The sequence below is a fragment of the Micromonospora sp. SCSIO 07396 genome (genome assembly GCF_053667945.1).
The window spans coordinates 4,168,737-4,182,618 of record NZ_CM132210.1 but is presented as its reverse complement, the minus strand read 5'-3'; the positions used below and the strand labels follow the sequence as shown (position 1 = coordinate 4,182,618).

The 13,882-nt window shown below is 74.3% G+C and carries 13 protein-coding genes and 1 riboswitch; of the genes, 9 read left to right on the top strand and 4 right to left on the bottom strand.

Annotated elements, in window-relative coordinates; genetic code table 11:
- Positions 1 to 200 precede the first annotated feature (200 nt).
- Positions 201 to 1,991 carry a hypothetical protein gene (locus ACWCHM_RS18010; RefSeq protein ID WP_454219086.1) on the top strand — a complete coding sequence of 597 codons (1,791 nt, stop codon included), beginning with the start codon at positions 201 to 203 and terminating at the stop codon, positions 1,989 to 1,991.
- Positions 1,992 to 2,087: 96 nt separating this feature from the next.
- On the opposite strand, the gene ACWCHM_RS18005 is transcribed toward ACWCHM_RS18010, so the two are convergent.
- Complete coding sequence (locus ACWCHM_RS18005) at positions 2,088 to 2,600, bottom strand: GNAT family N-acetyltransferase (RefSeq protein WP_281899204.1); 513 nt, start codon at positions 2,598 to 2,600, stop codon at positions 2,088 to 2,090.
- An 89-nt stretch (positions 2,601 to 2,689) separates the two neighbouring features.
- On the opposite strand from ACWCHM_RS18005, the gene ACWCHM_RS18000 reads away from it, so the two are divergent.
- From ACWCHM_RS18000 to ACWCHM_RS17985, 4 genes are read left to right on the top strand one after another with little or no spacing between them, the layout of a single operon-like run.
- Positions 2,690 to 2,941, top strand: coding sequence for an acyl carrier protein (locus ACWCHM_RS18000; protein WP_239486210.1), 252 nt, complete (start codon positions 2,690 to 2,692; stop codon positions 2,939 to 2,941).
- On the top strand, positions 2,938 to 4,185 hold the full coding sequence (locus ACWCHM_RS17995; protein WP_454219085.1) for an AMP-binding protein: 1,248 nt from the start codon (positions 2,938 to 2,940) through the stop codon (positions 4,183 to 4,185). The genes ACWCHM_RS18000 and ACWCHM_RS17995 overlap by 4 nt, the downstream gene beginning before the upstream one ends.
- The gene (locus ACWCHM_RS17990) at positions 4,178 to 4,924 is read left to right on the top strand and encodes an SDR family NAD(P)-dependent oxidoreductase (RefSeq protein WP_204961185.1); all 747 of its coding nucleotides are present in this window, start codon (positions 4,178 to 4,180) and stop codon (positions 4,922 to 4,924) included. The genes ACWCHM_RS17995 and ACWCHM_RS17990 overlap by 8 nt, the downstream gene beginning before the upstream one ends.
- Positions 4,908 to 5,336: a hypothetical protein gene (locus ACWCHM_RS17985; RefSeq protein ID WP_281899197.1), complete on the top strand. Its 429-nt coding sequence runs from the start codon at positions 4,908 to 4,910 to the stop codon at positions 5,334 to 5,336. Before ACWCHM_RS17990 ends, ACWCHM_RS17985 begins: the two co-directional genes overlap by 17 nt.
- Before the next feature lie 43 nt (positions 5,337 to 5,379).
- Here ACWCHM_RS17985 and pseI read toward each other — a convergent pair whose 3' ends face one another.
- The 3 genes from pseI to ACWCHM_RS17970 all read right to left on the bottom strand — a co-directional run bounded on the left by pseI (position 5,380) and on the right by ACWCHM_RS17970 (position 9,025).
- Complete coding sequence (gene pseI / locus ACWCHM_RS17980; protein ID WP_454219084.1) at positions 5,380 to 6,429, bottom strand: pseudaminic acid synthase; 1,050 nt, start codon at positions 6,427 to 6,429, stop codon at positions 5,380 to 5,382.
- 62 nt (positions 6,430 to 6,491) lie between these two features.
- The gene (locus ACWCHM_RS17975) at positions 6,492 to 7,610 is read right to left on the bottom strand and encodes a glycosyltransferase family 2 protein (protein ID WP_204961187.1); all 1,119 of its coding nucleotides are present in this window, start codon (positions 7,608 to 7,610) and stop codon (positions 6,492 to 6,494) included.
- An 89-nt stretch (positions 7,611 to 7,699) separates the two neighbouring features.
- The gene (locus ACWCHM_RS17970) at positions 7,700 to 9,025 is read right to left on the bottom strand and encodes a polysaccharide pyruvyl transferase family protein (protein ID WP_454219083.1); all 1,326 of its coding nucleotides are present in this window, start codon (positions 9,023 to 9,025) and stop codon (positions 7,700 to 7,702) included.
- A gap of 180 nt (positions 9,026 to 9,205) precedes the next feature.
- Between ACWCHM_RS17970 and ACWCHM_RS17965 the strand changes: the two genes are divergently transcribed.
- From ACWCHM_RS17965 to ACWCHM_RS17950, 4 genes are all read left to right on the top strand, one after another.
- Entirely contained in the window at positions 9,206 to 10,432 is a 1,227-nt protein-coding gene (locus ACWCHM_RS17965) for an acyltransferase family protein (protein ID WP_454219082.1), read from the top strand.
- Positions 10,433 to 10,647: 215 nt separating this feature from the next.
- Positions 10,648 to 11,043, top strand: coding sequence for a hypothetical protein (locus ACWCHM_RS17960; RefSeq protein WP_454219081.1), 396 nt, complete (start codon positions 10,648 to 10,650; stop codon positions 11,041 to 11,043).
- Between the two features lie 137 nt (positions 11,044 to 11,180).
- Entirely contained in the window at positions 11,181 to 11,942 is a 762-nt protein-coding gene (locus ACWCHM_RS17955) for a hypothetical protein (RefSeq protein ID WP_454219080.1), read from the top strand.
- Between the two features lie 372 nt (positions 11,943 to 12,314).
- A riboswitch (cyclic di-AMP (ydaO/yuaA leader) is annotated at positions 12,315 to 12,459 on the top strand.
- Between the two features lie 273 nt (positions 12,460 to 12,732).
- Complete coding sequence (locus tag ACWCHM_RS17950) at positions 12,733 to 13,584, top strand: C39 family peptidase (RefSeq protein WP_204961444.1); 852 nt, start codon at positions 12,733 to 12,735, stop codon at positions 13,582 to 13,584.
- Positions 13,585 to 13,882 lie beyond the last annotated feature (298 nt).

Below are 13,882 nucleotides of genomic sequence, written 5' to 3'. Positions count from 1 at the left end.
CCGGCCCCCCGGCAGGCGAACACTTGCCGACCCGGTGGCTGCCGGCTGACCAGCGGGTACGCCGCTGACTACAGTGGCCCGGCGCGGCCGGTGGGCACCGGGACCGCATCCGACACCCACGGCCGGACACCAGCCGGCCCGGGACCGCCGCGTGTCCCGGGCGGGCCGACGTGGGTGCCCCGACGAGCAGGAGGCGACGCATGGTGGCCGTCACCGAGGTGGGACACCGGGTCGCCGACCCGGCCGGGCGGCCGGTGGGCCGACGCCGTCGACTGGTGCCGGTGCTGCTGGTGGTGGGCTGGCTGCTGGGCGTCGGCTGGCGGATGTGGCTGTCCCGGCACGTGCCGCTGCCCATCGCCCACACCGACGAGGACAGCTACCTGCACACCGCCCGCGCGCTGGCCGGCGGGCCGGGCGGCTTCAGCAGCGAGAACGGGCCGTTGCGCCGGGTCGGCTACCCGCTGCTGATCTCCCCGGTGTTCCTCGGGGAGCGGGACTTCGCCGACAGTTACCGACTGGTGCAGTTGATCAATGCGGCGGTGAACGCGACGGTGCTGCCGCTTGCGTACCTGCTGCTGCGTCGGCTGACGCCGGTACGCCGGCCGGTCGCCCTGGTCGCCGCCACCGTCGCGGCCACCCTGCCGGCGACGGTGTTCTACGCCGGGGTGGCGATGATCGACGCGGTGCTCGCGCCGCTGGTGCTGGCCTGGCTGCTGGCCGTGCACCACTGGGTGCGCCGGCCCGGCCCGCTGGCCGCCGCCGGGGTGGGCGCCCTGGTCGGGGTGTTCCACCTGCTGCACTCCCGGGGCCTGGTGATCGTGGGCGTGCACGCCGGCCTGGTGCTGCTGCTGTTCCTGCGGCGTCGGGTCAGCCCGGCGCAGGTGCTCGCCGCGGTGCTGCCGGTGCTGGCGTTGGCGCTGCTCAACGAGGTGGTCATCCGGCTGCTCGGCGACCGGGTCTACCTGCTGGGCGACCCGCCAGGCGGCGGCACCGTCCGGGCGGTCGCCTCCGGGCCGGGGCTGCTGCGGGTCGGGGCGGCGGTCGCCACCCAACTCTGGTACCTGGTGGTCATCACCTTCGGGCTGGCCGGCGTCGCCTGGGCCGGTGCCGTGCACCTCCTGCTGCGTCGTCCCACCCCCGCCGCGACCCCGGGGCCCGACGCCGTGCCCCCGGGGCCTGCCGCCGGCCCGGCGGACGCGGTCGGGGCGACCCGGTGGACGGTCGGGGTGGCGCTGGTGACCAGCGTGGGGGTGGCGGCCGGAGCGTCGGTGATCCTGGCCGGCATCACCGGCAAACCGCTGGACGCCATCTACGGCCGGTACGTGCAGATGCTCGCCCCGTTCTGGCTGCTGCTCGGGGTGGGGATGCTGGTGACGGCGACGCCCCGGCAGCGGTGGCGGCGGGCGGCGGTCGCGGTGGGCCTGCTGCTGGCCGGCGCGACCCTGATCGCCGCCCGGCTGGCCTGGGTCGCCGGCCGGGGACACGAGCTGCGCTACGGCGGGTTCGGCGCACCGGACCTGATGGCGCTCACCGGTGGCTGGCGGGAGTTCCGGCCGTTCACCGGGGCGGCCGTGGGGATCGCCGGCTGCCTGCTGCTGGTCGCCGCCCTGCGGCTGCCCCGGTGGCGGGTGCCGGTGCTCGCCGCCCTGGTGGTGGTGAACCTCGGCACCATGCAGGTGATCACCGACCGGCTGGTCCGGCCGCTGGTCGCGGCGACCGCGCCCACCCCCCGGGTTTCCGACCTCGGGGTACGTCCCGGCGACCGGGTCTGGGCGTCGCTCGGCGTGCAGTGGGTGCTCCGGTTCAACCTCAGCCACCAGGTGACCTGGGCCGACGTGCGGTGGTTCGGGGACGACCCGCCGGCCGACGCCGACGTGGTGTTCGTCAGGTGGGCCCCCGGCGAGCCGGACGACTGGGACGGCACCCGGCGCGGCTTCGTCCGCCTCGGCGGCAACCCGGAGCAGCACTGGGCCGCCTGGCGGCGGAGCTGACTCCATCGCCGGGCCGCCCGTGACCGCCCCGCCGGGGCGCAATTCGGTTAACGGGGGGTGGCGAGTCGGTGAATGGTCGCCGGACAATCGGGAAAATCAGCGATGACGGCGGTTCTCCCGATTCAGGGAAATGGGGACGACGGTGATTTCCCGGCCGTCGTGCGTCTCCCGTCGGGCGGTGCCCTCGACGAACCGGAACCGTCGGTTCATCTGCCGGACGACCGTGTTGTCGGCCAGTACCTCGCCGTCGAGCCGGTCCAGCGCGAGCACGTCGAAGGCGTGGTCCACCGCCGCCCGCATCACGCCCAGCCAGGCGGGCAGCGTCGCCCCCCGCTCGGTCAACCCGTCGGCGTCCAGGTAGAAACCCCAGGAAGCGGTGCGTTGCGGGCCGTCCGGACGCAGGTCGAAGAAGGTCACCACGCCGGCCGGCCGGTCGTCGTACAGGTAGATCAGCACCCGGCGGGTCGGGTCGGTACGCGCCCGCGACCACCATGCCGCGTGTTCGGCGGCGGTGATCTCGTGACTGGTCTTGCTGACCCGCCGGTTGGTTTCCTGATTACGCCAGGACAACATCAGGTTAACGTCGTCCGTCGTGGCCTCGCGCAGCACCCGTACCCCTTTGTATTCACCTTGTGGACTCCTGCGGACCTTACCCGGGTAAAGCGGCCCGATAATTGTCGGGCTGTACACTCCGGCGCATGAACGAATTGAGTCGCGCGCAGATTCGCGACCTCATGGCGCAGGTGGTGCGCAACCAGGGCCGGGTGCTGCCCGACGACGACGCCACCGACCTGCGGGAGATCGGCTTCCGGTCGCTGGACTTCTCGGAGCTGGCCCTGCGGGTCGAGGACGCCACCGGCGAGGAGCTGAACTTCGACGCCCCCGGCCTGCGCCGGATCGCCACCGTCGGCGACGTCCTCGACTTCCTCGCCGAACTCCAGCGACAGTGACCGTCGCGACCTCGCCGGCCGGGCTGGACAACCGGGTCGTCGTCGCCGGGGTGGCCCGGAGCTGGCGCGACCTGCCCGCCCCGGCGCTGCCGTCCCCCGGGGTGGTCCTCACCGCCGGGGCCGCCGACGCGCTCGCCGTCGCCGGGCGGCACGCCGTCGACGGCACCGAACTGCTGCTCGCCGCCCCCACCCGGGTCGACGCGGCGATGCGCGACGAGCTGCGCGCCGCCGGGTTCGCCGTCACCGTGCTCACCGACGGGGTGCCGCAGACCGAGCCGCCGGCCACCACCAGGTCACCCGAGCCGGGTCGGCTCTGGCTGCTGACCTCCGGGTCGACCGGGCGGCCCAAGCGGGTCGGGCACAACCTCGACTCGTTGACCACCGTACGGTCGGCGCAGCCGGCCCGGACCTGGCTGTGCCCGTACGCCCCCGGCAGCTACGCCTGGTGGCAGGTGGTCACCCTGTCGTTGACCCAGCCCGGTCAGCACCTCGTGGTGGTCGACCCGCACGAGTTGGACGACTGGCCGGCGCTCGCCGCCGCGCACGGCGTCGACGCCGTCTCCGGCACCCCCACCTTCTGGCGGCGCACCCTGCACCGCGACCCGCAGGCGCTGGCCCGGGTGCCGCTGCGCCAGCTGACCCTCGGCGGCGAACCGGTCGACCAGGCCGTCCTGGACCGCCTGCGGGAGCTCTTCCCGACCGCCCGGATCTCCTGGATCTACGCCTCCTCCGAGGTCGGCGCGTCGATCGTGGTGCACGACGGGCGGGCCGGGTTCCCGGTCTCCTGGCTCGACCGGGTCACCCCGGGCCGACCCACCCTCTCCCTGCGCGACGACGAACTGGTGATCACCTCCCCGCACCACGGGGTGGGCCTCGGCGGGCCGGTGCGCACCGGTGACCGGGCCCAGGTGGTCGACGACCGGGTGGTGATCACCGGCCGGCTGGACTCCGACGAGATCAACGTCGGCGGCAGCAAGGTCTCCGCCGGGCTGGTCCGCGCCGTGCTCACCGCCCACCCCGGGGTGGCCTGGGCCCGGGTCACCGGCCGCCGCGCACCGGTGCTCGGCCGGATGGTGGTCGCCGAGGTCGTCCCCAGCACCGCGCCGGGCGACGCCGGGGTCCCGCCTGACGAGGGCGCGCTGGTGCGCTGGTGCGCCGACCGGCTCCCCGAGTACGCGGTGCCCCGGCGCATCCGCCTGCTGACCGAGATCCCCGTCAAGGAGACCCTGAAGAGCGATGTCTGACTCCCCGCCCGTTCCCGCCAGCACCGTGGTCCTCGTCTCCGGCGGGTCCCGGGGGCTGGGCCTGGCCATCGTCACCGACCTGCTCGACGCCGGGCTCACCGTGGCCGCGTTCGCCCGCAGCGTCACCCCCGAGCTGGAGAAGCTGGCCGACGCGCACCCCGACCGGGTGCACGTCGGGGCGGTGGACGTCACCGACCTCGCGGCGGCCCAGCGCTTCCTGCGGGAGGTCGAGGCGCGGTTCGGCCCGGTCGACGGCCTGGTCAACAACGCCGCCGTCGGCCAGGACTCGATGCACACGCACACCGCCACCGCCGACATCGCCCGGATCGTCGAGACCAACCTGACCGCGCCGTTGCAGCTCACCCGCCTGGTGGCCCGGCGGATGCTCGGCCAGGGGCGGCGCGGGCGGATCGTCAACGTCACCTCGATCTGCGCGCAGCGCGGCTTCCCCGGCCTGGTCGCGTACTCGGCCACCAAGGGCGGGATGGACGCGGCGACCCGCTCGCTGGCCCGCGAGCTGGGCGGGCGGATGCTGGTCAACGCCGTCGCACCGGGTTTCTTCGCCTCGGAGATGTCCGCCGTGCTGGGCAGCACCCAGCTCGACCAGATCGTCCGTCGCACCCCCACCGGCCACCTGACCGAACCGGCCGAGGTGGTCCCGGTGGTGCGGATGTTGCTGTGCGCGCACACCAACATCAACGGCCAGGTCATCGTGGTCGACGGTGCCGCCTCGATCTGACCTGGCCCATCCGGGCCGGGACGTCGGGCTACGGCCGGTGCCGGCGTTGCTGGGCGCCGCCGAACGGCACCTGCGCGTCGGCACCCCCGCCGAGCTGCGGTACGCGGTGACCCGCAGCCACCTCGACGACGGGCGCTGCGTCGGCTGGTACGGGCCGACCGCGCCCGGTTGGCGGGTGGCGATCGACGCCGAACGGGCCACCGCCGAGGTCCCGCCCGCGTTGGCCGCGCGCTTCGGCCCGGCCGACTTCTGGGCCCGCTGGACCCGGGCGGAGAGTCTGTGCAAGCTGGCCGAGGTGCCGGTGGCGGCCTGGTGGCGGCGGCACGGGCTGGCCGTACCCCCGCACACCCGCGCGGTCTGGCGCACCCTGCGCCTGGCCGACCTGGTGGTCACTGTCGCCTTCGCCCCCTGAGGCGTCCTGCTGCCCCACCGCAACGGCGGGGCAGCAGGACAGCTCAGATGAGGTCCCAGCTCAGCGGGGTGCCCCGGGGGACGTCGGTGGTGAAGGTGCGGCCGAGCACCCGGTCGATCTCCACCGGGGGCAGGCCGCCGGCCGGACGGATCGAGCGGACGTTCGCGGTGGTCACCTCGTCGCCGGCCCGGACGTCGGCCACCACGAACAGGGAACGGCGGAACCGCAGCCCTTCCCGCTCGGCCGGGGTCGGCCCGACGGCGGTGCCGCCGAGCGCCGCGTGCGCCCGCGCCGACTCCACCACCAGGGCGGCCAACTCGTCGGGGTGCAGCGAGAAGTCGGAGTCGACCCCGCCGTCGCCCCGGTCGAGGGTGACGTGCTTCTCGATGAAGCAGGCGCCCAGCGCCACCGAGGCCACCGGCACCCCGATGCCCGGCGTGTGGTCGGACAGGCCGACCGGCACCCCGAACGCGTCGGCCAGCACCGGGATCCGGCGCAGGTTGCTGTCGGCAGGCGGGGCCGGGTAGGCGGCGGTGCAGGCCAACAGCACGATGCCGCCGGCCCCGCCGTCGCGGGCGGTGCGCACCGCGGCGTCGATCTCGGCGAGCGTGGCCATGCCGGTGGAGATGACCAGCGGCTTGCCGGTGCCCGCGACCAGCCGGATCAGCGGCAGGTCGACCAGCTCCGACGAGGCGATCTTGTACGCCGGGACGTCCAGCCCCTCCAGCAGCTCCACCGCCGACGGGTCGAACGGGGACGAGAACACGGTCAACCCCCGATCCCGGGCCCGTTCGACGATCGGCCCGTGCCACTCGTACGGGGTGTGGGCCCGCTCGTAGAGCCGGTAGAGGTTCTGCCCGCCCCACAGCTCGTGCCCGCCGGAGATCCGGAACGCCGGGGTGTCCACGTCGATGGTGATGGTGTCCGGCCGGTACGTCTGCAGCTTCAGCGCGTGCGCCCCGCTGGCCGCCACCGCGTCCACGATCGAAAGCGCCCGGCCCAGGTCACCGTTGTGGTTGCCGGACATCTCCGCCACCACGAACGGCTGCTCCCCGGCCCCCACCAGGTGCGGCCCGATCTTCACTGTCGTCATCTGAAACCCCTGTTCCCTGTGCTCGTTGCTGGTACCCCCGCCGCCGCCGAACCACCGGCCGGTCACCTGCTGCCGCGACCCGCCAGCGCGTCGCGGTCGGCGGGGGAGTGGTGGGCCGGCCCGACGACCGGCGGCACCGGTTGCGGTGGGGCGGCCGGGCGGCGCAACCACCCCGCCAGCCGGTGCGCGTTGCGCAGCACCGCGTACGCGAGATAGGCGTCCCGACCGACCAGCCGGTGCTTGAGCCCGGCCACCCCGCCCGGCCGGGGGTAGCCGCCCGGCGGCAGGTGCCGGCGGTAGTGCGCGGCGACCCGGTGGAAGAACTCCCGACGCAGGTGCGGGTGCAGCCGGCCGTCGTTGCCGACCACCACCAGCATGTGGTTGACCATCAGGGCGAACAGCTCGCCGCGCAGCCGCTCGTCGGGATACCGGCGGGCGACCCAGTCGAACAGCCGGTCGTACTGGTCGAAGGCGTCGAAGTGGCGACCGCTGCGGGTGGAGGTGATCGCGCCCTGCCGGCCCTGCCGGTAGAGGTAGCAGACCCGGTCCAGCACGGAGATCCGCTCGGCACCGATGAGCAGCGGGTTGCTGAACGGGATGTCCTCGTACCAGCCGGGGTGGAAGCGCAGTTCCAGCGCGTGCAGGTGGGCCCGGCGGACCACCTTGTTCCACGCGGTGTGCTGCACCCGCAGCAGCCCGGGGCGGTCGGCGAGGCGGACCACCCCGGGGATGCCGCGCAGCAGGTGACTGCTCGCGTCCACCTCGCGCCGGCCGTCGTCGCGTACCCGCAGGTGGTCGAGCATCAGCACGTCGGGGCGGTGCGCCCGGAGCCGGTCCAGCACCGCCGGGACGGTGCCCGGCGGCAGCCAGTCGTCGCTGTCGACGAACCAGACGTACTCGCCGACGGCCACGTCCAGGCCGGCGTTGCGGGCCGGACCCAACCCGACGTTGCGGGCCAGATGCACCACGCGGACGCCCGGATGCTCGGCCGCGTACGCGCGCAGCAGCTCCCCGCACCGGTCCGGCGAGGCGTCGTCGACGGCGACGATCTCGACCGCGCCCGCCGCGTCGGCCGGCACGTCCGTGCGCACCGAGTCGAGGCACTGGTGCAGGTACGCCTCCACCCCGTGGACCGGGACGACGACGCTGAGCAGCGGGGTGGGCGCGGGCTGGTTGACCACCCCGCCACCCTGGTGCACGGGTATGGACGGCCACGGAACGTGACGTATCCGGTGGAGATGGAGCTGCTGAACACCGGCCGAGCGGCAGGTTAACGACCCATGATCCGCCGTACCGGTGCCGGGACCGCGCGCCGCACCCGGGCCCGAAGCCGCTGGTCACGCAGCTCCCGCACGTCGTCGCCGAGCGCCGTGTTGCGGTCGCGCAGCCACTGGATGCGGGCCAGCAGTTCCTCGGGTGAACTGGCCGAGGCGGGCCGGACCGCCGGTGGGAACACCGTCTCGCGGACCTGCGCGTCGAAGCGGGCCGCGCTGTCGCCGTCGTCGAACGCGTTGCCGAGGTCGTGCCGGGCGAGGAAGGCGCGCATCACCTCGTAGCGGGCCCGGTGCCCGGTGTTCAGGCCGGTGTAGTCGGCCTCGGCGTAGAGCTGGGCGGCGTCCACGTCCGCCGGCACGTCCGGCATCAGCCGGTGCGGGATGTCGAAGTAGCGGGCCAGCTCCAGGGTGCGCGAGTCGTGCGCGAACAGGTAGCCGGGGGTGCCGGAGACCAGCGCGGTGATGGTGCCGTGGATGCGGGTGCCGAAGGCGAAGTCGAACCCGGCGAGGTAGTCCATCCAGGTCCACGGGTCGAGGAACATCCGCACCTTGTCCTGCGTGAACAGCGGGTGCGAGGTGTGGATCGGGATGGCGCTGGTCTTGCCCCGGTCCTGCGGCGCGTCGCCGTAGAGCAGGGTGCCCAGCGTCTTGAGGTCCTGCGGCAGGTAGCGCAGGTTGGGGTAGCGGGCCTGGTGCGAGGCGATGATCTTCGCCATCGACTTGACGTACGGGGAGACGGTCAGCGCCACCCGGGCGTCGGTGCTCAGGGCCGGCGCGGACTTCTCCACCCGGAGCCGGTCGCCGTGCAGGAACATCGACGGGCAGCCGATCACGTCGACGGCGGAGAAGCCCAGCGTGTTCAGGTACTGCGCGGTGATCTCCCCGCGTACGCCGATACTCGGCCCCCGCTCCAGCGCCGCCCGGACGAACCGGCTGACCACGTCGTCGATCGGACGCAGGTACTCCCGGTCGCCGTGGATGTCGGTCTGTACGCCCACCCCGAACACCACCACCGGGATGCGCAGCCGCTCGACCAGCTTCGTCATCACCTCGATGCGGTGGGCGTAGCTGCGCCGGAACGCGTTGGCCAGCGGGATGACGTACACGTCGTACTGCTCGTTGATCCGGTCGGCGTCGCGCAGGTCGACCTTGAACTCGGTCGACGTGATCCGCGCGGTGGAGGTGCGCAGCAGCTTGTGCGCGGCGTGGCTGAAGACCAGGTTGCCGTTGTTCTCCCCGATCCAGTTCCCCTCGTACGCCTCCTCCGGGCCGCGTACGTCGAACGGGTCCTTCTTCGCCCGCATCAGGATCCGCTGGTGCACCACTTCGCTCCGTTCCTCGTTCGCCGGGAGCCTCCGCCGGCCGCCGATCTGACCCACGGGTACGCCGACACCGACAGGTCCCGCGATGTTAGGGCAGTGGAGGGATTTCGTACACCTTCCGCACATCCGCACCACCCCGGTCCGTCGCCGGTACCGGGGGGTGCCGGTAGGGTGCCCCGGGTGACCAGCGTGCCCACCCCCGCGTCCCCGGCGCTGAACCGGCTCCCGTCGCTGACCGGGCTGCGGTGGATCGCCGCCATGCTGGTCTTCGGCTACCACGTCGGCACCATGCGGATCGTCACCCAGCCCGACGCCAAGGCGGTGGTTGACTGGCTGTTCACCCTGGGCCTGTCCGGGGTGCAGTTCTTCTTCATCCTCAGTGGCTTCGTGCTGGTCTGGTCGGCCCGCGACGGCGACCGGCGGCGGGACTTCTGGCGTCGCCGGCTCGCCAAGATCTATCCCAACCACGTGCTGACCTGGGCGGCGGCGCTGCTGGTGATGTGGTGGTTCGCCGACCCGGTGGTGCCCCGCGCCGCCCTGGAGAACCTCTTCCTCGTCCAGGCGTGGGACCCCACCCCCGGCTACTTCTACAGCATCAATAACGTGAGCTGGTCGCTCTCCTGCGAGCTGTTCTTCTACCTCTGCCTGCCGCTGGCGCTGCCGGCGATCCGACGGGCCCACTCCGGCGTGCTGTGGGCCGTGGTGGTGGCGGTGCCGCTGGTGATCCTGGCGCTCTGGCCCGGCCAGCAGTTGCTGCCCGAGGGCAGCAACTGGTGGTTCACCCAGGTCTTCCCGCTGGTCCGCTCCACCGAGTTCTGGCTGGGCGTGGCCGCCGCCGAGCTGCTGCGCCGGGGCCACTGGCGGGGTCCCGGGCTGACCCTGGCCAGCCTGCTGTTCGTGGTCGTCTGGGTGGCGGCGCACTGGATCCCGGCCGAGATGTGGGCGGCGCTGCTGTCGGTGGCGTACATCCTGGTCATCCCGGCGGCGGCCCGCGCGGACGTGCAGGGTCGCCGGTCGCCGTGGCGGCACCGCACCCTGATCTGGCTCGGTGAGGTGTCGTTCGCCTTCTACCTGGTGCACGTGCTGGTGATGATGACCGTGCTGCGGCTCACCGGGCACTGGGGTGTCGGGTTGCCCGGCTGGTCGGGGCCGCTGGCCGTGCTCGGCTTCCTGGTGGTGAACCTGGCGCTGGCCGCCGCGTTGCACCGCTTCGTGGAGACCCCGATGATGCGCCGGCTGGCCCCCCGCCGCCGCACCGCCCCGGCCGCTGTTCCCGGTGCCGCTGTTCCCGGTGCCGCTGCTCCGGGTGCCGGCGGGACGGCGGTCGTGCCGGGGCCGAGGGGGGCCGACGGCGGGCCGCGCGACGCCCGCCCCGTCGAGTACGCGGGCCCGCGCGACCCGCACTGATCTTGCCCCGGCTCTGTTCCCTGCCGGCCTGCCGCTACCTGCCGCCTCGGTGGCGGTGTGCCGGCTCGGTCGTGGGCGGCGGCGGGACTCCCTCCACGGTGGATGCCAAGCCCGGGGTCCGTCGCCCGCCCGGGTGTGACCGGTTGCCGCGCGGCCGGCGCGGCGACACGCCCGGCGGTGCTGCGGGCCGGTGGCCCCTTCGGTAGCGTGGTCCCGTGTTCCCGGTCGCGCCCACCAGTCCCCTGTGGTGGGTCGCGCGCGGGATGTCCCGGCTGCTCGCCGGCCTCGCCGTCGCACTCGCGTTCGCCGCCGCCGGCCCGGCGCTGTCCGGCCCCGCGCTGTTCGATCCGGTCCCCGGCGCACTGTCGGCCGACGCGTCGCACTCCTTCCCCGCCGCCGGGGCCCTCGACACCCCGTCCGATCAGGGTGACGGCATCCGCGCCGACGGCCGCGGGACGGAGCGGGTCGACGTGGTGACGACCGACCGGGTCGACGCCGGCCTGCCCGCCGTGCCGGCCGGTCCGGCACGGGAGCTTCCGACGGCCACCCTGTCGACACCGGCCGGTCGGATGCCCGCCGCCCCCGGGCCCCGGGCACCCCCGGCGCGCTGACCCCGCCCCACCGGGGCCGCCCGCCCGCCGCCACCACCACGACCTCGTCCCCGTACCGCCCCGGACGGACGTTGCCCGCAACGGTTCCGCCCCGGTACGGCCCCGATCCGCCCCATCCGCCCGCGAGGTGTCGACCCGTGACCACCGTGCTGTCCCAGTTCCTGATCGGGGTGCCGACCGCCACCGCGATCTGGTCCCTGCTGCTCGTCCTCGCGTTGACCGGCCTCGCCGTCCTGGTCGCCCGCCCCGAACGGGAGCAGCCGACCGACGTGACCGCCGTCGGGCCGCCGCCCGACGCCCCACCCCCGGTCGCCGACCTGCGCCGCTACGCCGACGAGGTGACCGTGGCCGCCGCCGGGGCCGCCCAGACCGCCCGCCGTCACCGGGCCGCCTGGCTGGCCGCGCAGGACACCCTGGAACGGGCCTGGCAGGAGTACGACGAGGCGGAGACGGCGGCCCGACGGTTCACCGGCGCGGGGGCGCTGCCCAGCCCGCGTACCCCCCGGACGCCTGCCGAGTACGCCGGCCGGGAGCGGTGGCTGCACCAGGAGGCGGTGGCGGCGCACTGGCGGGGCGAACTGTCGGTGGAGCGGCTGCGGGACGTCTTCGCGCACCGCGACGGCTGGGACCCGCGCCGGCACCCCGTCGAGCACGAGGTGATGCTCGCCCGGGCGGTCCGGGAGGACCGGCGGGCGGCGTACCGGGCGGCGCACTGGCGGGAACGCGTCGCGTGGCGGGCCGCCGAGCTGGCCGCCGAGGCCGCCCGGTCGCTGGCCGCCGAGGCGTACGCGGCGACGCAGCGGGTGCGTCCGGGCCGGGTGCCGCTGCCCCGGGCCGCGACGTCGGCGGCGACCCGCCCGAGCCCGGCCACCCGCTGGCACCCGGCCCGGGTGGGCTGACCCGCCCCGCGACTACCGCCTGGGTCCACCCCGGGCCGGGTGGGCCGGGAGGTCGGGAGGTCGGGAGTCCCGGGGACCGAATTGTTACCCAGGCGGGTGTGGACGCGGTCACGCAGCGGCGGAACCGGACAGCCCGTCACACCCGGTCACATCGACTTCGTTGATCATCGGAGGTTGCGGGTCGGTTGTCCGGTCACGGCCCCGACGGGCCCGGACGACCATTCGTCCCCGGCCCGCACCCGGGCTGCCCGAACGCCCCGCACATCGGCCTGCCCAGCTATGTTTACGCAGGTCACAGGGCTTGGCGGGAGGGGAGGGCGACCAGTAGTGTCGCTGCCGTCCGGTGCGGTTCCCGATCGCAGCAGGCGACGCCGCGCCGACCCGCTCAATCGTGCTTGTCACGAACCGGGGACCCACACGCACCACCTGGGGTGAATCTCCGGGCCACGGCCCGGGGTAGGGCGATCTTCCCGCCCGAATCCGTCAGCTAACCCGGTCGGCGGCAGCGGAAGGAGTTCCCTCCTCGTGCAGCATGACCCCACCCCCTCGGTAATCCCTCCACCTCGGTGCCGGGGTGCCGCCGGACCGTCGCGCCTGACGCGCTGACCCGGCCGTCCACCCCGCCGCCCGACCCCGCTCGGGCGACCCGCCGATCCGCCCGGCTCCCGTCGGGCGGACCCTGCCGAACGAGCGGCCCAAACACCCGATCCGCGCGTGGCGTACCCGCCACGTGCCGGTCCGGCGTGCCCGGCCGCCTCGCCCCGTGGAGGAACACCCCGTGAAGCACCACATGAAGCGACAGCTCCGCCGACTGGGCGCCCAGCGCCCGTACCGGATGGTCGTCGGCTCGGCGGCGGTCCTCGTCCTGGCCGCCGGTGGCACCGCCCTGGCCGCCGGGGTCGACGACGCCCCGACCGACCAGCAGCGCGCCACCGCCGTGGCCGAGACCGCCCCCCGCCTCGACGACGTCGCCAGCCGCGCCCAGGCCCGGGTGGCCACGCCCGCCCCGGCCAGCCCGTCGGCCACCCCCACGGCCAGCCCGTCGGCGAGCCCCACCCCGTCGCCGCGCGTCACCCGGGCGAAGTCCCGTCCCACCGTCGACCCGGACCTGACCCGCAAGGCGGCCCCGAAGCCGCCGTCGTCGAAGGTTCTGCGCTACGACTACCAGGCCCAGATCACCTACTACTACTGTGGCCCGGCGGCGGTGCGTAACGCGCTCAGCGCGGCCGGCATCGAGCGCGGCCAGGACGACCTCGCCGCCCAGTTGGGCACCACCGAGATGGGCACCAACTCGGCCGAGGACACCACCCGGGTGCTCAACGCCGTGGTCAAGGGCGATCCGTACCGGACCCGGATGTTCGCCGGCACCCCGAGCGACGCGCAGGTCGAGCGGCTGCGGGCCGACGTGGTCGCGGCGGTCACCGACAAGCGGGCCGTGGTCGCGAACGTGGCCGGGGACGCCACCGACCTCGACGGCGGCTGGCACTCCTTCCCCGGTGGCCACTACGTCGCCGCCGTGGGCTACCGGGACAACGGCCGTACCGTGCGGATCGCCGACTCGGCCGACCCGTCCCTGCCGGCCTACTGGGTCGGCGTGACCACCCTGGCGAACTGGATCGCCACCCGGGGCTACTCCGCCTGACCCGTTGCTCTCGAATTCGATCCGGACCGCCTCGGCTGCCTGACCACGGGCACCGGGGCGGTCCGCTGTCGGCCCGACCGACGAGGACTGACGGCATCGGCACCACCGATGCCGGGTGCCACCCGGCGCGCCCCGGACCAACCACGCCTGCATCGTCCGAGGGGTGCACATACCACCCTCGCTCCCTACAGAGCTGATGACGGCAACGACTCAGTGCCGACGCCGCACCTACTTCAGGCGGAGCCGATCATTGCCGGTACCCGGCCGGTCAGCGAGGGCACACACGGCGTGATTCGTT